At 59.9% G+C, this 20,803-nt stretch carries 16 protein-coding genes; 13 read left to right on the plus strand and 3 right to left on the minus strand.

Translation table 11 applies throughout. The features are described from left to right. Positions 1-132: 132 nt before the first annotated feature. The gene (locus tag CQR48_RS02960; RefSeq protein ID WP_101451962.1) at positions 133-1,125 is read left to right on the plus strand and encodes a cation diffusion facilitator family transporter; all 993 of its coding nucleotides are present in this window, start codon (positions 133-135) and stop codon (positions 1,123-1,125) included. A gap of 241 nt (positions 1,126-1,366) precedes the next feature. Here CQR48_RS02960 and lexA read toward each other — a convergent pair whose 3' ends face one another. Beyond that, positions 1,367-2,116: a transcriptional repressor LexA gene (gene lexA / locus CQR48_RS02965; protein WP_101451963.1), complete on the minus strand. Its 750-nt coding sequence runs from the start codon at positions 2,114-2,116 to the stop codon at positions 1,367-1,369. A gap of 460 nt (positions 2,117-2,576) precedes the next feature. Here lexA and CQR48_RS09305 point away from each other — a divergent pair, with 460 nt between their 5' ends. Together CQR48_RS09305 and nrdR are read left to right on the plus strand one after the other, a co-directional pair. Then, the gene (locus CQR48_RS09305) at positions 2,577-2,786 is read left to right on the plus strand and encodes a LysM peptidoglycan-binding domain-containing protein (RefSeq protein ID WP_239646854.1); all 210 of its coding nucleotides are present in this window, start codon (positions 2,577-2,579) and stop codon (positions 2,784-2,786) included. Between the two features lie 85 nt (positions 2,787-2,871). Further along, on the plus strand, positions 2,872-3,342 hold the full coding sequence (gene nrdR, locus CQR48_RS02980; RefSeq protein ID WP_015450129.1) for a transcriptional regulator NrdR: 471 nt from the start codon (positions 2,872-2,874) through the stop codon (positions 3,340-3,342). Between the two features lie 212 nt (positions 3,343-3,554). Here the strand turns inward: nrdR and serA are convergent, their stop codons facing one another. Then, complete coding sequence (gene serA, locus CQR48_RS02985) at positions 3,555-4,784, minus strand: phosphoglycerate dehydrogenase (protein WP_101451965.1); 1,230 nt, start codon at positions 4,782-4,784, stop codon at positions 3,555-3,557. 9 nt (positions 4,785-4,793) lie between these two features. Further along, positions 4,794-7,073 carry a HelD family protein gene (locus CQR48_RS02990; RefSeq protein WP_101451966.1) on the minus strand — a complete coding sequence of 760 codons (2,280 nt, stop codon included), beginning with the start codon at positions 7,071-7,073 and terminating at the stop codon, positions 4,794-4,796. 1,613 nt (positions 7,074-8,686) lie between these two features. Between CQR48_RS02990 and mraZ the strand changes: the two genes are divergently transcribed. From mraZ to CQR48_RS03040, 10 genes are all read left to right on the plus strand, one after another. Beyond that, entirely contained in the window at positions 8,687-9,145 is a 459-nt protein-coding gene (gene mraZ / locus CQR48_RS02995) for a division/cell wall cluster transcriptional repressor MraZ (RefSeq protein ID WP_044085896.1), read from the plus strand. 7 nt (positions 9,146-9,152) lie between these two features. After that, on the plus strand, positions 9,153-10,292 hold the full coding sequence (gene rsmH / locus CQR48_RS03000) for a 16S rRNA (cytosine(1402)-N(4))-methyltransferase RsmH (RefSeq protein ID WP_101451967.1): 1,140 nt from the start codon (positions 9,153-9,155) through the stop codon (positions 10,290-10,292). Then, positions 10,292-10,753, plus strand: a complete 462-nt coding sequence (gene ftsL, locus CQR48_RS03005; protein ID WP_015450134.1) for a cell division protein FtsL — start codon at positions 10,292-10,294, stop codon at positions 10,751-10,753. Before rsmH ends, ftsL begins: the two co-directional genes overlap by 1 nt. 1 nt (position 10,754) lies before the next feature. Next, positions 10,755-12,551 carry a peptidoglycan D,D-transpeptidase FtsI family protein gene (locus CQR48_RS03010; protein WP_033492181.1) on the plus strand — a complete coding sequence of 599 codons (1,797 nt, stop codon included), beginning with the start codon at positions 10,755-10,757 and terminating at the stop codon, positions 12,549-12,551. An 88-nt stretch (positions 12,552-12,639) separates the two neighbouring features. Further along, positions 12,640-13,533, plus strand: a complete 894-nt coding sequence (locus CQR48_RS03015; RefSeq protein WP_015450136.1) for a hypothetical protein — start codon at positions 12,640-12,642, stop codon at positions 13,531-13,533. 182 nt (positions 13,534-13,715) lie between these two features. Next, positions 13,716-15,212, plus strand: a complete 1,497-nt coding sequence (locus tag CQR48_RS03020) for a UDP-N-acetylmuramoyl-tripeptide--D-alanyl-D-alanine ligase (protein ID WP_180334533.1) — start codon at positions 13,716-13,718, stop codon at positions 15,210-15,212. Between the two features lie 24 nt (positions 15,213-15,236). Continuing rightward, the gene (gene mraY, locus CQR48_RS03025; protein WP_015450138.1) at positions 15,237-16,340 is read left to right on the plus strand and encodes a phospho-N-acetylmuramoyl-pentapeptide-transferase; all 1,104 of its coding nucleotides are present in this window, start codon (positions 15,237-15,239) and stop codon (positions 16,338-16,340) included. A 78-nt stretch (positions 16,341-16,418) separates the two neighbouring features. Continuing rightward, positions 16,419-17,903 (plus strand): UDP-N-acetylmuramoyl-L-alanine--D-glutamate ligase, encoded by a 1,485-nt coding sequence (gene murD, locus CQR48_RS03030; RefSeq protein WP_101451969.1) that lies wholly within the window; start codon positions 16,419-16,421, stop codon positions 17,901-17,903. Beyond that, positions 17,890-19,443, plus strand: a complete 1,554-nt coding sequence (locus CQR48_RS03035) for a peptidoglycan glycosyltransferase FtsW (RefSeq protein ID WP_244898920.1) — start codon at positions 17,890-17,892, stop codon at positions 19,441-19,443. The genes murD and CQR48_RS03035 overlap by 14 nt, the downstream gene beginning before the upstream one ends. A gap of 186 nt (positions 19,444-19,629) precedes the next feature. Next, positions 19,630-20,799: a UDP-N-acetylglucosamine--N-acetylmuramyl-(pentapeptide) pyrophosphoryl-undecaprenol N-acetylglucosamine transferase gene (locus CQR48_RS03040; protein ID WP_101451970.1), complete on the plus strand. Its 1,170-nt coding sequence runs from the start codon at positions 19,630-19,632 to the stop codon at positions 20,797-20,799. The last annotated feature ends 4 nt before the right edge of the window (positions 20,800-20,803 follow it).

The following is a 20,803-nucleotide window of genomic DNA, read 5'->3' on the forward strand; positions in this document are numbered from 1 at the left end:
GGTAATGAGAAGCGGTTTCGACAGTGCGCAGGTGGCAGTGCGCAGTGCATATACGCAGGCGGCAGGGCGCTGGCGGCAAGGCGTACGGGCTATGTGTAAGTATGGCTACGGAATACCCAAGGAGAGTACGCGATGACGCATGGTGAAGGAGCCTCCCGGAAAGCGGGAAGCAGCAAGGAACATCAGCGCAGGCTGACCATGTCGCTGGCGCTGACATCGACTGTGTTCATCGCCGAGGTTATCAGCGCCGCGCTGACCGGATCGCTGGCATTGCTGGTGGATGCCGGGCATATGCTCACTGATCTTTCAGTACTGGTTGCCTCGGCGGTGACGGCGATGCTGATGCGACGCAAGCCCAGCAACACCCGGACATGGGGGTGGGCTCGGCTGGAGGTCATCACTGCGGCGCTCGGTGCGTTGGTGTTGTTGTTTGTCGGGGTCTATGCGCTTGTCGAGGCGGGGATGCGCCTGTTCGGCGGAGCAGATGACGGTGTGCGCAGCGTCGGGCTGCTGCTGTTCATGGGCGTGTTGGGTTTGGCGGCAAATATCGGTTCGATTGTCATTCTTCACGGGAACAGCGATGACAACATGAATATGCGTGCGGCCTTTCTCGAGGTGGTCAATGATGCCCTGGGGTCGGTTGCGGTTATTGTCTCGGCGATTGTGCTGCAATGCACGGGTTGGGGCGGTTTCGATGCGATTGCGGGCGGCATCATCGCGTTGATGATGATTCCGCGCGCGGTGTTGCTGTTGCGCAAGGCGGTGCGTGTGCTGTTGGAGGAGACTCCGGAGGGGTTGGATCTCGATGAGGTTCGAGCACATATGGAACGCGTGCCGCATGTGGTGGCTGTGCATGACCTGCATGCGAGCACGGTGTCGACTGGAATGCCGGTGCTGATGGCGCATGTAGTGGTCGATCCGGGGCTGTCAATGGCGCAGGGGGCGCAGATTCTGGCTCAGTTGCAAAGCTGCCTGCGTGAGCATTTCCCGGTGTCGATTCCGCATACGACCTTCCAGCTTGAGCCGGCCGGGTGCGAGGCGACCCGCGCGGAACATTTGCACGACGCGCCGGAAGGTGAGGGTGACAGCGGTGATGGTGTTGGGGTTAGTGACGCGTCTGATTGAGCTGAAGGTGACGCGTCTACTTGAGGGGATATGTGAGGATTGAGTCGTGCGCCGGGCCGCTCGGTCATTCCGAGCCGGTGTGCTCGGCGGTTATCTGCCTGTCGTGTGACTGTTGTGTTGCACGCCGAGTCGGTTGGGTGTTCGAATGCGCTTGGTCAGCAGGGCATCTCCCCGTTGTGTGACTGTTGCGTCGCATGACGCCGCGACAGATGATTGCGACGTGCGACACCACCGGCAAGACTTAGATCTTGCGCAGAACGGTGACTACTTTGCCCATGATTTGTGCATGGGTACCATCGATGGGGGAGTATGCGGGGTTGTGAGGGATGAGCCACACGTGGCCGTGCTCCTTGCGGAAGGTTTTTACGGTGGCTTCGTCATCGAGCAGCGCCGCGACGATGTCCCCGTTTTCGGCGTTTTGCTGTTCGCGCACCACCACAAAATCACCGTCGCAGATGGCCGCGTCTACCATGGAATCCCCGTGGACTTCGAGCATGAAGAGATTACCCGTGCCGGTGAGCCGTTCCGGGAGCCTCATGACATCTTCGATGTGCTGCTGGGCAGTAATCGGAGTGCCTGCTGCAATCCTGCCCACAAGGGGCACGTCGCGCGACTCAAGAATGGATTCCTGATCGTCCGTGGATGCTGCCGCCATGGGGAAGGGAAAAATCTGCGCGGCCTGTTGATGCATGGATTTGGACGGAACAGATGGTGTTGCAGTGGACTGATCCTCGACAAGCTCGATGGCACGGCCTTTTTTGGCGCCGATGCGGATATAACCGCGGTCGGCGAGAACCTGCAGCTGATGCTTGACCGACGACGGGCTTTTCAGACCCACCAAATCACCGATTTCCCGGAATGATGGGGCATAGCCGTGTTTGGCGACATGGGAGCGAATGGCATCCAGCACTTGGCGCTGGCGGTTGCTCAACGCCAATGATTGCTGGCTGTGCTCGTCATCATGCCTAGACGGGAAAGCGATGGTGCCCACATCAAATCCTTTCGTTCTCCACTAGCATAACCGAGCCCGCGGGAAAAATCAAACAAATGTTCGACACGCCACTTGTCAACTTCGAACGTCCGTGTCATAATTAGAACACCTGTTCGATAGAACATATGTTCGAACGTATTGCGAGTGATCGCAGCGTTGCCGTATGGCGTCGCGGGTTGCAAGGCAGTTGGCACATGCGCATGGCTGGTATTGCAGATTAGACATGCGCATGAGGCATAACGCACGGGAAAGGTGGAGAGGTATGCGAGCTCAGGAGTATATGGGGATGCGTTCTGTTGGCTATCGCTCTGTCCAGACGCGCCCAGGCGAGGGGGTTGGTGTGCTGCATCGGCGTGGAACTGCGCGAGTGTCCGCGATCGCTGCAGCGAGCAGCCGGTCTGTGCTGTCGAAAGGTTTGATTGTCGCCTTGCTGGCGATCGCGGTGGTGTTCGGGTGGAGCATGCTAGAACCGCGGACTGCGGAATCGGCAACCCCGGTGCAAACCGTAACCTATCAAGTGCAGGCGGGGGATACCTTGTGGCAGTATGCGCAGGAGGTGACTCCTGCTGGCGGTGACGTGAACCAGAAGGTTGATGAAATCGTCAGACTCAACAACTTGCAATCCACTGGTCTCAAACCGGGGGAATCAATTGTGGTGCCCATTGACTGACGATGGTCGGTTGGTTCGCCTTGATACTGGCCACTGGTTGACAAGCGGGAACGGCAAGTTGGGGCTGTCGACTATGGTTGAAGGTATGCATTGCCCGTTTTGCCAGAATCCTGAAACCAAGGTGGTCGACACCCGTATCAACGAGGACGGTCATTCCATTCGTCGTCGTCGTGAGTGCCTCAAATGCGGCAGGCGTTTTACTACGGTGGAAACCACAATGCTTCTGGTACAGAAACGCTCGGGCAATGTGGAGCCGTTCGACCGCAACAAGGTGGTCAACGGTGTGCGTAAAGCTTGCCAGGGTAGGCCGATTGACGAGGATCAGCTCAAGATGCTCGGTCAGCGGGTGGAGGAAGATCTGCGATCCCGCGGTCTGGCGACTGTCAAATCCGACGAGGTAGGCAAAGCGATTCTCAAACCGTTGCGCGATTTGGATGAAGTCGCGTACATGAGATTCGCCAGCGTGTATCAGAACTTTGAAAACCTGCAAGACTTCCAGCATGCTATCGATGAGCTGAACGCCAGCAAAGCTAAGGAACTCAACGGCGTTCACTGACCATGTGCTGGTGATTGGCATGGTTGCTTTTGTAGACGGCTCGCATCTCGCTGTTCTCAGTCAGATGTGACATGTTGACATGTGATGACACAGACTCACATAAGAAACCGGTCAGGCCGCCTAGTAACCTGACCGGTTGTGATATCAGCTGAATACAGCTATCTGAAACGCGTCTACGAACGCACTCGCATCAATAAAACGCGTCACGAGTGTCAGCGTTCAGTATCCTCTGCAGTGTTGTCGTCGGTGAGCACACGCATGCGAATCGTGCCTTCGATATGGCTCAGCGCGTCAATAGTCGCTTGGTCGGGGACGTCGGCGACATCGGTGACCACATATCCCAACTCACCTTCGGTGCCGAGGGACTGTGCAGAGATGTTGATGTTCTCCTCGCCGAGGATGTGGTTCATCTTGCCCAGCACGCCAGGCAGATTGGCGTGAAGATGCGCGATACGTGCGACGCCGCGGTTGTTGCCGAGGTTGAGCTGCGGGAAGTTCACGGACAGCGCTGCGGAACCCTTGAACCAGTAGTCTTCCAGACGCTGCGACACGAAATGGCCGATGGATTCCTGAGCTTCAAGCGTGGAGCCGCCGATATGCGGTGTCAGAATCATATTGTCCTCGTCAGCCAGCGGCGTGGTGAACGCATCGCCGCTCTTCTTAGGCTCGACCGGGAACACGTCAACGGCCGCACCGGAGATATGCCCGGAATCCAGATGGCGCTTGAGTGCGTCCAAATCCGCGACAAAACCGCGAGACAGGTTGATGAAAATAGCGCCCTGCTTCATGTGGGAGAACTGTTCCTCGCCGAAGAAGCCGGTGTTCGACTTGCGCCCGTCCACATGCAGCGTCACGGCATCGGACTGCTCAAGGAGCTCATTGAGGCTCGACATGCGCTTGGCGTTGCCCATCGCGAGCTTCTCCTCAAGATCATAGAACAGGACGCGCATGCCCATGGCCTCGGCGAGAACCGAAAGCTGGGAGCCGATATTGCCGTAGCCGATGATGCCGAGCGTCTTGCCGCGCACTTCGTGGGAACCACTGGCGGACTTATCCCACACACCGTGCTTCATATGGTGCGTGTGCGCAGGAATGCGGCGCATCAGGCAGATGATGTCGCAAATGACCAGTTCCACCACGGAACGGGTATTCGAATACGGCGCGTTGAACACGGCGATGCCGCGCTTGCCCGCGTAGTCGAGATCGACCTGGTTGGTGCCGATGCAGAAGCAGCCGATCGCGGTCAGGTTGGGACGGGCGTCAATCACCTTGCGAGTGACATTCGTCTTGGAGCGAATGCCCAGCAGATCAACACCTTCGAGCGCGTCGATGAGCTCATCCTCGCTCAGAGCGCCCGTGAGCGTTTCCACTTCAAAACCGTGGTCTCGCAGCGATTGCGCCGCGAACGGATGAATATTCTCTAATAACAATGCTTTGGGCATACTACTACCTTAAATCATCAATTGATGTTCGTCATCCTCTGTCCGCACTATAAGCAGACGTTGTGTCGGACGGGTCATCGCCACGTACAAATCCGCGGCGGCAACAAGTCGTGAAGGCGCGGTCTGTTCGATCTCTCCGGGCTCGACGACAATGACCGCGTCGAATTCCAAGCCTTTGACTTCCTCGGTGGTGCACACCATGACCTGTCGATCCCAACTGCTCTGCTCCGCGAGTCGCCTGTAGCGATCTTCAGGCAGTCCATCGCGCAACGTGTCGTCGACCGTCGATTGCATGGCGGGAAGCCGCTCGGGGGAGCAGATGACCGCGATGCGTCCGGTGCCGTCATCGCTGATGAACTCCTTGACCAGGCCGAGTGTGCGCGAGGCGACATCTGCGTTGAGCTCAGCATCGGTGTGCACAAGAACGCGCCGGACGGAATCATCCACATGCCGAACGGCCTTGACCGTCGAGACATACAGGCCCTCTCGCTGAGCGAACTCAGAGGCCAAGTCGGAGACTTCCTGCGGATTGCGGTAATCGATGGTCAATTCGTTGAGATCCCAATGATCAGGCCCGAACAGCCGATCCATGGTTTTCGCCCACGAGCGTGTGCCGCCGAGTGCAGAGGTTTGCGCGACATCTCCGACGATTGTGAACGAACGCGACGGACAGCGTCTGATGAGCATCCGCCAATCCATGGCGGTCAGTTCCTGCGCCTCATCGACGACGATATGCCCGTAAGTCCATTCTCGGTCGGCTGCCGCATGCTGGGCTATGAGTTCGTCGTCGCCGCCGTTGATATTGTCAAGCAGCATTTGCGAAGTGACGATACCTGTGCCGATGCCGGCCTGTGCGAGCGTATCGCGGGCGAACTGTTCCTCTTCGGCTCGCTTGGCGTCCTGCGTCGCCTGCCGTGCGGCTTGGCGGGGGTCGGGCCCGAGCAGCTCCAACGCCTCGTCGAGCAGAGGGATGTCGGAACGGGTCAGCGGCGAGCCTTTCGGCCTGGTAAGAATGCGGATATCGTTGTCCGTCAGCCATGGGGCATATGCGCGCAGCTGGTGCGGCTTGGCGAACATCTGATCGATCAGCCATTCGCCGGTCATCGGCAACCATGCTTTGTTCAGGGTAATTCGGATCTGGTCGTTCATACGCAACTGCGAGACGATGTCGGACAGTTCTGCCTGATTCGGCTGATAATCGAGTTGCTCGACGTACCGGTTGCGTAGCGCGCTGAGCATGCTGCGCACGAAGGTTTCACGCGCCTTGTTGTGTGGCTGGCGTGTACGTTTTGCGTCGGCGATCGCCTGTTCAATATCCGTACGGAGCATGGGCACTTTGAAACCGTTGAGCGTAACGACAGGCAATCGTTGTGGAACGCGTTCACGCGCAGCAACTGCATGCTCGATCGCGTGGCGCATGCGATAATCGCCTTTTAGCATGGCGGCTCTCGCGTCATCCTCGTGTGTCGCGACGACACCGGGGATGAGGTCGGCGATGGTGCGGCTGACCACGCCGGTCTCGCCGAGCGAGGGGAGCACCTGATCGATGTAATGCAGGAAGCTGGTGCTCGGGCCGATGACCAGGACGCCGGAATTGGCGAGTCTGCGACGGTGCGTATACAGCAGATATGCGGCGCGATGCAGCGCGACAGCGGTTTTGCCGGTTCCCGGTCCGCCCTGAACGATGACCACACGGTCGAGCGGCGCGCGGATGATGCGATCCTGTTCCGCCTGAATGGTGGCGACGATATCGGTCATCTTGCCGGTACGCTTCGAGTTGAGCGACGCGAGTAGCGCGCCCTCGCCGGTCAGTGTGCCGGCGTCGGAGGCTTTACCGACCTGATCGGCGTGTACGTCGAGCACCTCGTCCTCAACCCCGACGACCTCGCGGAAATGAAGTGTGATATGGCGTCGCATGACGATATCGCCATGATGCGACGGGGTCGCCTCATAGAACGGTCGGGCGGCTTCGGCACGCCAATCGGTGAGAATAGGTTCATGGTCGGCGCTGGACAGGCCGATCCTGCCGATGTACCGGCGTTTGCCGTGCACGTCGTCAAGACGACCGAACACCAGACGATCCTCGACTGCGCGCAGCTGCATCAGCCGATCCTCGTACATGGTGGCGAAGGAATCACGTTCGGTGCGCTGGGTCGGCGAGCCGTGCGACCCCGCGGCACGTACTTTCGCCAGACGCTGCCGGGCTTGGTCACGCAGTGCGTCAAGCCGATTGTAGGCGCGGGTGACCGCCTGCTGTTCCTCGTGAAGCTGGGAGGAGTATGTCGTCATGCTGTTCCGTTTCTGCATTTCGGGTGCTGCAATTCAGGCATTCCAGTGTAGCGCGAGGCTTCTACGTTGTTCCTGCGTTGTCCCCTGTTGTCGCTGATTTTCAGCTGGGCTTGATGTTGCTGGTGGGGCGGCGAACAGTCGGATGTCGTCGGATTGCTGATGTGCTGGTTTCGACATGGGGGTGTGCCGCCGCCGGTGCTGTGTTTCGTGGCTCCGCCTGCTGGCGCGTGGGGCGCATCGAGCTGCGTTGTGTGAGTGAATCCTCACATGATGACGAGTCGGGACGCTCTGCCGGACAGATTGTGGGTGTATCTGCCCGGCGTGCGACTCTGCGATCGCACTGTGGGGAGGTGGAGCGCCTAGCTGGTTTCAATTAGTGGGTTATCTGCCTGCCGTGCGACTTGGCGGTCGCACGGTGGGCAGATCGGCGCGGTTGAGGCGATCAGCTGGCGCGCTCTGCGTTATCAGCTTGCTGTGCGACCCCGCGTTATTTCCTCTCGCATGGCTGGTGACTTGCATTTAGAGATGGGCGATACAGCCGATTTTTAGGGATGGTTCACCACAAAAGCATCAATCCCTAGCGCAATCCGTAATGTATGTAGGAAAAATGGTGATTGCATCACCATAGATATGGGATTGGTGTGGGAAACGCTTGTCGAACGGTAATCTGAGCGCGATGGGGTCGAGCGGGGAATTGGCAGGATTTTCGAGCGAAACGCCTGTGTCGAACCGGTTTTCGAATGATGGCAACGGTTTGAGCGCGATATCGTGAGTTTTTTGTGTCGTGATGGGGAAAATTGGTGAATTGTGGGGTAAAGTGGTGAGTCAGCTGTGGCGACGCGAAACAACATGGGCAAAAGGAGGTGGGTCCAATGGCAGAACAGCGCGATGATGACAAGCCGGTGACCCCCTCCGAATCCCAGACTTCCGGCCAAATTCCACCACTCGACCAAACCTCGGCGACCCCGCAACCTTCATCGGACTGGCCTCAACCCACCACCCCAGCCAGCGCTATCAACGGTGTCGCTAATGGTGCCGCAGACGCGGCTGCAGCAAATGTTTCCAATGGTTATCCCGTGTCGCAAGTCCCGCCCGCCTTCCTTCAGCAACCCCAGCCGCAGACTGCTGCGCCGCAATCGCCAGCCGTGCAAATGCCACCTGCCCAGCAGTCGTCTGCGTCGGCATATCAAGTTCAGGGCTATCAATCGATGACCCCTTATGCTGCAATGCCGCAGCAGTCCCAGACGGCTCAGCCATCCCAAGCCGTCCCACAGCCGCAGCAGGCCGCACCGCAGCAGTATGCCGCGACCCAGCAGTCCATGCCGCACGTCCAATTCCCGGCCTCCTATGCCCAGCAGCAGTCCCAGCAATACGTCGCCAGGCCTCAAACCATGGACGGCCAGCCGTTGACCCAGCAGCCGTTTGCCCCGCAGTCGCATATATCCGCGCCCGCCCAGCTTGCCGCAGCCCAGCAAGCGCAAGCTGTGTACCCGCAGCAGTCGTTAGGCACCATGCAAACGCAGCCGCAGGCGGCTCTGCCGCAGTCCGCCACCAGCCCCGTCTTCGTCTCCGCCCCCGCACCCGCCCTCAACTCGGCTTCAGCTGCCGCACCCATGCCCACAGACAGTGGCGAAGTCATGCTTTTGGGCACGTACACCCCGAAAATCGACGCGAAAGGCCGTATGGCGCTCCCCGCGAAGTTCCGCACCCAGCTCGGCCCGGGCCTGATTATGGCCCGTGGTCAGGAACGCTGCGTGTACCTGTTCCCGCAGGCAGAATTCCGCCGTGTCGCCATGCAGATCCAACACACGTCATTGGGTAACAAGGCCGCGCGCGAATATCTGCGTGTTCTGCTTTCCGGCGCCGTCGATCAGACCCCCGACAAGCAGGGCAGGGTGCTGGTGCCGCAAATGTTGCGCGATTACGCCAAGCTTGGCAGCGATATCGTCGTAATCGGCGTGGGCACGCGTGCAGAAATCTGGGATAAGAAGGCTTGGGAGCAGTATCTTGCCGACAACGAGCAGGGGTACTCCGATATCGCCGACGATGTGCTGCCGAGTGTGGAATGGTGATGACGCGATGACTGATTTCTCTCAAATCCACCAGCCGGTCCTGCTTGAGGAATGCGTAGGACTTGTCGCTCCGGCGCTTGAACGTCCCGGCAGCATTGTCGTCGATTGCACCTTGGGCCTGGCCGGGCACGCGTGTGCGTTCCTCAAAGCAGCCCCCGAGGCCCGCCTGATTGGCATCGACCGTGACAGCGAGGCGTTGTCCCTTGCCACACAGCGGATGCATGAAGAAGGTTTGGATGACCGGTTCACCCCGGTGCATGCGGCATTCGACGAATTTGACCGGGTTCTTGACAATCTCGGCGTGCACAGCGTGCAGGCTGTGTTCATGGATCTGGGTCTTTCCAGCTTGCAGATTGACGAGACGGACCGTGGTTTTTCCTACTCCCATGACGCCCCGCTCGACATGCGCATGGACGTGACGCAGGAACTCACGGCAGCCCAGGTGCTTGCGCAATACGATGAGCGTGACCTGGTCCACATTTTCAAGACCTATGGCGAGGAGCGGTTCGCCCGGCAGATTGCCCACGCAATCGTGCAGGAACGTGGGGAGGAGCCGTTGACGACGTCTGGCCAGCTCAACCGCCTTGTAGACCGCGTAGTTCCCAAGGCGCACCGCCCGGCTGGCAATCCGGCGAAGCGCGTGTTCCAGGCGTTGCGCATCGAAGTCAACGGTGAACTGGACAAACTCGCCCATACCCTGCCACAGGCCGCGAATCATCTGGCGGTCGGCGGCAGACTGGTTGTCGAGTCCTATCATTCGCTTGAGGACAAGACTGTCAAATCCTTCATGCGTCACGGTCTTGAAGCGGACGTGCCTGCGGGTCTGCCTGTAATTCCCGATGACGCGAAGCCGTTCTTCACCGCGCTGACCCGGGGCGCTGTCATGGCCGACGATCAGCAGATCGCCGAAAATCCCCGATCTGCATCGGTACGGCTGCGTGCAGTCGAGTTGAATCGTGAACTGCCTCAACGATGGCGTGAACGCTTCGAACAGATGGCTGTCGAAGGCGGTGGCCGTGACCGGCGTGCCTCGCGCGGCCGCACTGACGCCCATGGTCGCAATGACACCCATGGCGATTTCACCCATTCGACCCGTGCAATCCACGTGAAAGGTACCCGGCATGACCATGGATCGAGGAGGGGATGATGGCAGCTTCCGCCCGTAGAATCCGCTCACAGGCGTCTCCCGCCAGTCATCCCGAGCGTCAACAAGAGACGCGTCGGGCAGCCGCGCGCCCGGAGCTGCATGTAGTCAAAAGCGAGCAGGCCGACTCCGCGTCCTCGCAAGACCGGTTACGTAGCTTCATCGAATGGACACGCTCACATACTGTTCCGGTGATCCAGGTGGGCATCGCTATCGCGTTCCTTGGCGCGACCGCGGTGGGGTCGTTGACCTTGCGTACCCAGATGGCGGAAAACTCGTTCGATTCGCAGCAGACTGAGCAGCAGATCGAAAAACTCCAACAGGACATCCAGACGGACCAGACAAAACTCGACTCATTACAGGCGTCCTTGCCGCAGAAGGCCCAGGATATGGGTATGGTTCCGCAGCAGGATTCCGTCACTATTGATTTGAACGGCTACCAACCTAGCGACGGGAGCAAATGACATGCGAAGAATCAGGCGTTTCTTCGATGCGCTTGGACAGTTCGGTACGCGCTGCCTGCTGGTTCTGGTGGCATTCGCTGTGTTGTCCGCGGCTTGCGTCGGCAAGTTGACGGTTCTGCAACTGGTCAATGACAAGGGACTTGCCGTGGCCGCCGAGGAGAATCGTACGAAAACGGTGACGGTTCAGGCCAACCGCGGCAAGATCGAGGATACGAACGGCACGGTGCTCGCACAGAGTGTCGAACGCTACAATGTCATCGGCGACCCGGTGCTCGCACAGTCGTTCAAGCCGACCGATTGCACGACGAACAACAAGGGCTATTGCCATTCCATCAACGGCAAACCGGTGGGAACGACCGGTGCGGCGGCCGTCGCGCGACTGCTGTCCAGCGTGATTGACGTGGATGCGAAAACCTTGGGAGCAAAGCTCAGCAGCAATCTGCGGTACGTGGTGCTGAAGAAGAATGTGTCCCCGGAAGTCAAACGAAAAATCGACAAGCTCAATATCGGCGGGTACGTGACCACGGAACTGTCCAGCATCCGAGAGTATTCCAACGGTGCGCTGCTGGGCTCGTTGCTCGGTGGTGTGGACGGCAGCGGTAAGGGCGTCAGTGGTATCGAATTGCTTGAGGACAAGACCCTGACCGGCACCAACGGCTCCAAAAAGTATCAAAGTGGTGGCGGCGGCCAGGTGATTCCGGGTACGCTGGTTGATTCGAAAGATGCCGTCAACGGTTCGGATGTCAAGCTCACCATCGATTCCGATGTGGATTGGTATGTCAAGAAGGCGCTGACGGACGGCGTAAGCCAGTACCACGCACAGTGGGGTATCGCGGTTGTTCAGGACGTGCGGACTGGTGCGATTATCGCGCTTGATGATTCCGACCAGATTGAGGCCGGCAGCACCGAAGCGATGCAAACCGCATCCCGTGCCGTCGCGCAGACTTTCGAGCCTGGCTCGGTCGGCAAGGTGTTCGCAATGGCGGGCATGTTACAGCTTGGCTTGCACAAGATGACCGACCAATTCAGCGTGCCGAGCACCATCACCGTGGACGGTCAGTCATACAAGGATTCGCACGAGCATGCTACGACCAATTGGACGCTCGCCGGCATTCTGCAACAGTCCTCGAACGTCGGAATGATCATGGCTGCCGACCAGTACACCAGCGAGGAACGCTATGAGTTCCTGAAGAAATTCGGCATCGGTCAGGCCAGCGGATTGAATCTGCCGGGAGAGTCCAGCGGTTCGCTGACCAGCGCGAGTACCTGGGACGGCCGTACCCGCAACACCGTGCTGTTCGGCCAGGGCTACTCGACCAACGCCATGCAGATCACAAACGCGATTGCGACCATCGCCAATAAGGGTGTGAAAAACCAGCAGTACATCATCAAATCCGTGACCGACGCCGATGGGCGGACTACAACACCGAAACGCGGGGAAGCGACCCGGGTCATCGATGAATCCGTGGCGAGCCAGATGCTCAACGCCATGGAGTCGGTCGGTGAATACTACCAGGCGCAGGCCGGTATCAGCGGGTACCGCATCGCGGCGAAAACCGGCACCGCGCAAGTCGCCGGCTCCAACGGGGCACTCACGTCGATCATCGCCGACTGGGTAGGCGTGCTCCCCGCCGACAATCCGCGGTTCGTGGTCACTGTCATCCTCAAGGACCCGGAAGGCACTTATGGTGGTATGACGGCTGGGCCAATCTTCAAGACCATCGGTGAATTCCTTATGCAGAAGTATCAGGTGCCGGCATCCACGCCGCGTACCGATGCTATCCCGGTGACGTGGTGACCGGCATGGTATGGTATTCGGTCTGCCCGACGGTACCGTGCAAACAACCGGGCTTACAACAGGGCATACCAACAGAAAGGGGCGTGTGATGAGCGTGGTGACTGAGGCCGTAGGACGGCGGATGACGCTGGGTGACATCTGCTCGCGTTACGGTTTCGAGCTCGTTCCCCAATTCGCTGGCAGTGTAACCATCACTTCAATCAGCAGTGATATCGATTCGATTATGCCTGGAGCGCTGTTCACCCCGTTGCAGGATGTGGATGCAGAGACCTTGCACATCGCCCATACTCGCGGCGCGTATGCGGCTATCGTTCCCCACACGAGCGAGCAGGTGGGCAGGCAGGCTGGATATCCGGTGATCATTGCGCAGCCGACACCCGAACAAATCGGTGCCCTTGCGGCTTCAATCGCGGGGGAGCCGTCCCACGCGCTAGCGGTATTCGCGGTCGGCGGGCAGGACGGCGATGAGGTGCAGGCTACAGCCATCCGCCTCGCCACATTCCTGCATATGCTTGGCAATCCCGTCGGACAGGTCAACGCCGCCGGCTCATCATCGCTGGAACGGCAGCTCAACCTGTCCTATCCACTTGACATCTACGATATTCAACACACGATGGCGGTATGCGCCGAAGACGGTGCAGCTGCAATCATCATCGCCCTTGAACCGGGTACCCTCGCGGATCACGCGCTCGAAGGTACCAGTGTTGATGTCGCCGGCAGCTGCGATGCGTTGACGCCCACCTTGCTCAAGACGACATTGGCTGATTGGACGCAGCGCTACGGCCTGTCCCTGGAAGGCAATAACCAGATGATTTATCAGCGTGACGCTGAAACCGATGAAATCGCCGCTGAAGCGGTTGATGGGTCGGCCGGCGTCGGCGATGCGTCGAGACTGAGCCTATCCATCGCGATGGTTATGGCCGCAGGCGTGCGCAAATCCAATATCCGCAACGCATTGCGCGTATCGAGCGAGATGCAGTGAATGGCAGTGGCGAGATATGGACACTGCACCGATACATGTGGCAGTATGCATGGTTTTTCGAGGTCGGATGATTTGACAGCATTGCCATAATCGGTGTGTCGTAGACGGACAATAAAGACATGGGCAGGGAACAACTCGTGCAGACGAGCAGGAAGGAACGAAAGATGACGCAGGAGACGGGCATGATGCCGGTGACCCTTGAACAGATCGCCGACGCCGTGGACGGCAAGCTGGTGGTACCCAGCCAGGTGCAGGTGCCGCAGGGGCCGTTCGAACCCGCAGTGGTCAGCGATTCGCGTCAGGCGGGCGCCGGGTCGGTATTTGTGGCGATTCCCGGTGAGCATGTGGACGGCCATGATTTCGTGGGAAAGGCGGCCCAAAACGGTGCTGTGGCGGCCATCGTCGAGCATGTCGTGGATGCGCCGGTCGCTCAGATCCTTGTCCATGATTGCGTCGAGGCGTTGGGGCGTCTCGCCGCCTACAACCTTGCGGCCCGTCGCAAGGCGGAAGGCGATTTCACCATCGTGGGGATTACTGGTTCGGTAGGCAAAACCACCACCAAGGACCTGCTGCACGCTTTGCTGGAAGACATGGGACCGACCATTGCGCCGGTGGGATCGTTCAATAACGAAATCGGTCTGCCGCTGACCGCCCTCAAAGTCGGCAGGAGCACCCGGTTCCTAGTCGCTGAAATGGGCGCGAACCATGTGGGGGAGATCGCACACCTGACCACGATCGCACCGCCTGACATCGCCGTTGTTCTCAAGGTCGGCGTGGCGCATCTTGGCGAATTCGGTTCGCCGGAGCGCATTGCGCAGGCGAAAAGCGAAATCGTGCGTGGCCTGGTGCCCGGTGGCACCGCCGTACTCAACGCGGGGGACGTGCATGTGGCCGCGATGCAGGCCATCGCCCCGGCCGATGTGCTGTGGTTCGGCATCGAGGACGTCCGGAAGGACGCTTCCACGCCGAAAATCACCGCCCGTGACGTGACTCTTGACGATTTGGGCCATCCGTCTTTCGCTCTGGTCGATGCCGACGGGCGCACCGCCCCGGTGACGCTGGGCATCACAGGTCGGCATAATGTGGTCAACGCGCTCGCCGCCGCGACGGTCGCACGCCGGTGTGGCATGACGCTGGAACGCGTTGCTGAAGTGCTCGGCAGCGTGCGACGCATCAGCGCGCATCGCATGGCCGTGTCCACCGTCCGTCGTGGGGAAGTCTCGTTCACTCTGATCGACGACTCCTTCAACGCGAACCCGGATTCCATGAAGGCCGGCCTCGACGGTCTGGCCGCATGGCATGCCAAGGAGGCTGTGCAACCGTACCGCATCGGCGTGCTCGGGGCGATGCTCGAGTTGGGGGACAGCGAACGCGAACAGCACCGTGGCATCGGCGAATATGCATTGAGCCACGGCGTCGATGAGCTGATTGCGGTCGGCAGCGCCACGGACAAGCATTTCGACGCGCTCGCCGAAGCCATGTCCCAAGGTGCCCGCGAGTACCTTGAAACATCCGGCCGTGCCGACGTCCCGATACACTGGGTACATGACACAGCCGAGGCCGATCGTCTTGTTGTGGCCGCCGCGGCGCACCATCCGGACACGGTGGTGCTGCTCAAGGGATCGCATGTTTCCGGGCTGAGCGCATTGGCTGAACGTTGGTCCGATAAGGCTCTGTGAGTCGCGCAGGAAGTGGAGTAGACAGTGATTTCGCTAATCATCGGCATCGTGGTTTCGCTGCTGGTCGTGTTCTTCGGCACTCCGGTGCTGATTGACATCGTGCACAAGCTGCATTACGGCCAGTACATCCGGCAGGACGGTCCGAAATCGCATCAGGTCAAACGCGGTACGCCTACCATGGGCGGGCTGATTATTGTTCTTGCCATTGTGCTCGGGTGGGGTGCTTCCGCAATCTACCGCTTCTGCACGGGCGGCTCGGTGCCATCATGGTCCGCGGTGCTTGTGCTGTTCGCCATGGTGTCGATGGGCCTGCTCGGGTTCATTGATGATTTCGCCAAGGTCCGCAAGAAGCAGAACCTCGGGTTGTCGGTGCACGCCAAATTCATCGGCCAGTTCATCTTTGCGACCTGCTACGCGGTGCTCGCGCTGATCATCCCCACAAAATCAGGTTTCCCGAGCGCGCAGGCCGGTATGAGCTTCATCGAGAAGCCGTTCTGGAACTTTGAATCCGCCGGAAAAGTCGGTGCGATGATCTTGTTCATCATCTGGGTGAACTTCCTCATGACGGCGTGGACGAACGCTGTGAACCTGACCGACGGTCTGGACGGCTTGGCATCCGGCTCATCGATGATCGCCTTCGCCGGGTATGCGATTATCGCCTACTGGGAGTGCTACCATCTCAAGGGTGCCGGTCATGAGGGGTATGCATATGCGGTATCCGACCCGCTTGACCTGTCCATCATCGCCGTATGTGCGGCGGTCGCATGCTTCGGTTTCCTGTGGTACAACTCCAATCCGGCCACAATCTTCATGGGTGATACCGGCTCCCTTGCGTTGGGTGGCCTGTTCTCCGCGCTGTCAATCGCCACGCACACGGAGTTCCTTGCGATTATTCTGGGTGGCCTGTTCGTGATTGAGGTCATGTCCGACGTCATCCAGGTCAGCTGCTTCAAACTCACCCACAAGCGCGTGTTCAAAATGGCCCCGATTCACCATCATTTCGAATTGCTCGGCTGGAGCGAGGGCAAGGTCGTCGTCCGCTTCTGGATGATCGAACTGCTGTTCACGTTGGTCGCCATCATGATCTTCTATGGCGATTGGGTGACCCGTTCCGGATTGTTGCTGTAGCCTGCGTCCCGTAACCGGAAGGCGTTAGGGTCGTGTCGAAAACCTGCGGATTGCGCGCAAGCGCGGAAAAGAGATGACATGAACGACGAATTGAGCGGCGAGACAGGTAACGGCGGCGCATCGATTGCCGACAAGACGGTCCTGGTCGCGGGGCTTGGTGTATCCGGCCGCAGTATGGTCGAAGTCCTCAGAGGGCGTGCCAAGTCGGTGATCAGCGTGGACGAGCACAAGCCCGAAGCCGATCTGCATTCCTTCGACGATATTGATTGGGACCGCATCGACCTGGTGATGACCTCGCCGGTGTTCACACCGAGAACCCCGTTCATTCTTGAGGCGCAGCGCCGCGGCATCCCCGTATACTCCGAAGTAGAGCTCGCCTGGCGGCTGCGGGTCAATTCCCGCCGTACCGGCAGCCCGGCGCCGTGGATCGGCATCACCGGCACCAACGGCAAAACTTCGACCACCGAAATGACGTCGGCCATGCTCACGGCGTGTGGGCTCACCGCCCCTGCGGTCGGCAACATCGGCAAAGCCGTCTCGCATGCCGCAGTCGATCCTGACAACGACGTGTTGTGCGTCGAATTAAGCTCGTTCCAGCTGCATTTCACGGATTCCTTGGCGCTGGAGTGCGCGGCCATCACGAATATCGCCGACGACCATCTTGACTGGCATGGCGGCATCGAAAACTATGCTGCGGATAAAAGCAAGGTCTTCCACCGGGCACGCAAAGCGCTCGTCTACAATGCTGACGACGCTCGGGTGACCGCTTTGGCCCATGCCGCACAGACCGCGCCGGGTTGCCACAGGATTGGATTCACCCTCCATGCGCCCGAAGAGGGGCAGATCGGTGTGGACGAGGGATGGATTGTCGACCGCAGCGGTGTCGCCGGAGCAGTGCCGGGTGTCGCGTACCGAGTGGCTAAAATCACCGAATTCAGTCATTTGTGCGAACCGGACGGTACAGTCTACCCGCATCTGCTTGCCGACGCGTTGACTGCCCTCGCGCTAGTGCTCGGAGCGGGAGCAGACCTTAATACGGCTTTGGACGCGCTGCGGTCCTTCGCTCCCGGCGGGCATCGCATCCAGAGGGTCGCGACCGCTCACGTGGAGGGCGGCGACATCCGCTTCGTCGACGATTCCAAGGCAACGAACGCGCATGCCGCGCATGCCTCCCTGTCCAGCTTCGCCCCGAAATCCGTGGTGTGGATCGCCGGCGGACTTGCCAAAGGCGCCCGGTTCGAGCAGTTGGTGCGCGACCAGGCCAAAACCATCAAGGCGGCCGTGATTATCGGCGTAGACCAGGAGCCGATGATTGACGCCTTCAAGACTTCAGCACCTGATATTCCTCTCACCCTCATCGACCCTGCCGACGCGTCCACGGTCATGCAGCGTGCCGTCGAGGCTGCGGGGGCGTACGCCAAGGCCGGTGACATCGTGCTCATGGCGCCTGCCTGCGCTTCCATGGACCAATTCCGTTCGTATGCGGACCGCGGCGACCAGTTTGCCCGCTCGGCACAACAGTGGTCCGCACAACATCAGGTTGATGCGCATGGCGAGCACTGACCCCAAGCGACGCGGCGAACGCAAGGGGCGCACAGCCCAGTCCACCGTGTTTCCCAGGCAACGGCGGGATGACGCCCGCGGCGCTGAGGATTTCGACATTCTCGCCCCGACCGGGTCGCAACCCGCCCAGCGGGCGTCCCGGCGGCCGTCCCGCAAGCTGGCAGACGGTGCCAGCGCCGATCCATACCGCGGTAAGACGGCGGTGACAGCGCGCAATCGGCAGGCCATCCCGTCCGGGACACCTAAGTCCAAAAGCGCTAAAGACCCGCAGACGCGTCACCGCTTGTGGGAACAAGTCAAAGACAGTGTGCTCCCCAAGCGCATTATGGCGGTGGAAAAAACCACCGCGGCATGCAAGCCGGTCATCGACCCAAGCACCACCGGCGACGCCCACGGCATCCGTATGCTCAAAAGCCCCCTGTGGTGCTACCACTGCTTTTTCGGCGCGGTCATGTTCCTCACCTTCCTTGGCGCGGTCATGGTCTTCTCCAGCTCGGTTATCAGCAATATCTCCAGTGGGAAAAGCCCGTGGTCGCAGGCGCTGACCCAAGGCAAATTCTGTCTGATCGGCCTGGTGTTCTGCTTCGGCGCGTCACGCTTGAAAGCTCCCGCCTACCGCAGGTGTTCCGGCGTGATTCTCATGATTGCATGGGGATTCCAGCTGCTGACCATGTCACCGCTGGGCGTCAACTATCAGGGCAACACCGGATGGGTCAACCTCGGCATATTCACCATGCAGCCAGCCGAGTTCATGAAACTCGCGGTATGCCTGTGGATGCCGCTGGGCGTGGTTATCGCCCAACAACGCAGCACCGACAAAGATCACCGGCCGTACGCCGTGCCAATCATCATGCTGATCATCTGCTGCGCACTTGTTATGCTCGGCCGCGATATGGGCACCGATATGGTCATTCTCATCATCGGCTTGATCGCACTGCTGCTCGGCGGCATGCCGAAATCGTGGTTCGGCATCATGGGCGCCGTGGTCGCAGTACTTGCCGGAGTGCTGGTCATCCAAAGCCCGAACCGTCTCGCTCGCGTGCTTTCGGCGTACACCTCGTGCGATACCACACAAATGCAAGGCACCTGCTATCAGAGCATCCACGCGAAATACGCGCTCGCATCAGGTGGTTTCGCCGGAGTCGGCTTGGGCAACTCCCGCGAGAAATGGAACTACTTGCCGGAAGCGCACAACGATTTCATTTTCGCGATCATCGGCGAGGAACTCGGCTTTGTCGGCGCAATCGTTATCGTCATCATGTTCGTGCTGATCGGATGGTGCCTCGCATGCATCGCCCTGCAATCCAAGGACCGGTACACTTCGATTGCGTTGGTTTCCATCGCGGTGTGGATTGTCGGCCAGGCGATTATCAACATCATGGTCGTTATCGGCCTGTTGCCGGTGATGGGCGTGCCGATGCCGTTCGTGTCGGCGGGCGGCTCGTCATTGATCATGTGTCTGACAGCAGCTGGCGTGGCCATCAGCATGATGCGCCAGGAGACGCAGATTGCTTCGGCGACCAACCCGCTCAATTCCTAATGGTGCGACCATGCCCAGCGCCTGTGTGCGGATGCGGGAGCTTAATTTGCCCGGCTTCGACAAGCGAGCCTGTTGCGGCGGGCAAGCTGAGCGGTAGAGTAGTGAGGATGGCCGCGTGTGGTATCCGCGGCATCGAAACCAGTACTGTACAGGACCATAAGGCAACCCACGAGGTGAGCTGAAAGCATGACGAATATCGTATTGGCCGGCGGCGGTACCGCCGGACATGTGAACCCGCTGTTGTCCGTCGCGGACGCCATCCGGCGGATTGAACCCGATGCCGGACTGAGTGTCATCGGCACGGCGGTCGGACTTGAGCATGATCTCGTCCCGCAGGCCGGCTACGAGCTGGATACGGTGGAAAAAGTCCCGTTCCCGCGCCGCCCGAACAAGGACGCGCTCACCTTCCTGTGGCGGTGGAGCCGTGAAAAGCGCAAAGTGCGTGCGATTCTGGAGCGCCGAAAAGCGCAGGTAGTCGTCGGTTTCGGCGGGTACGCCTCCGCACCCGTGTATTCTGTCGCCCACGCGATGGGCATCCCCGTGGTGATCCACGAACAAAACGCCCGAGCGGGCATGGCCAACAAGCTCGGCGCCCAATGGGCGTCCTTTATCGGCACGGCATACGAAAACACCGGCTTGAAGCCTGGCAAAGGAACCACGATTGAGCGGGTCGGCCTGCCGTTGCGCCCCGCCATCGCGCAGCTCGCTGCTCGCATCAGAACCGACTATCCTGCGGTGCGTGCGCAGGCTGCCGCACAGCTGGGCATTGACCCCGGTCGTCCGGTCGTTGTGGTCACCGGTGGTTCGCTTGGCGCGTTGAGCCTCAACACGGCGGTCGCCGGTGCGGCAGCCGACCTGCTGAAGCGCGCGCAGGTCATCCATTTGACCGGCAAAGGCAAAATCGCGCAGGTCGAAGCCAACGTGACAGCCAAGGCCGGGGCGGACGCCTTGAACGACCTTGATCCGGCCCACGCCGGGCAGGGTGATTATCATGTCGCGCAATACTTGGAACGCATCGACTTGGCCTTCGCATGCGCCGATTTGGTGATTTGCCGGGCGGGGGCCGGCACGGTGTGCGAACTGACCGCGCTTGGACTGCCCGCAATCTACGTTCCGTTGCCGATCGGCAACGGCGAGCAGCGCTTCAACGCGCAGCCAGTTGTCGACGCGGACGGCGGCATGATGGTCAATGACAGCGATTTCACCGCTGCATGGGTACACGACCATATCGCCGGACTGCTGGATGATCCGCAACGTTTGCACGAGCTCGGCGACCACGCCTGGCAGTATGGCATCCGTGACGCGGCCGACATCATGGCCCGGCACATCCTCAGCCTTGCAGCGGCGCGCAGGTAGGTCC

The sequence above is a fragment of the Bifidobacterium thermophilum genome, assembly GCF_002846655.1.
GTDB lineage: Bacteria > Actinomycetota > Actinomycetes > Actinomycetales > Bifidobacteriaceae > Bifidobacterium > Bifidobacterium thermophilum.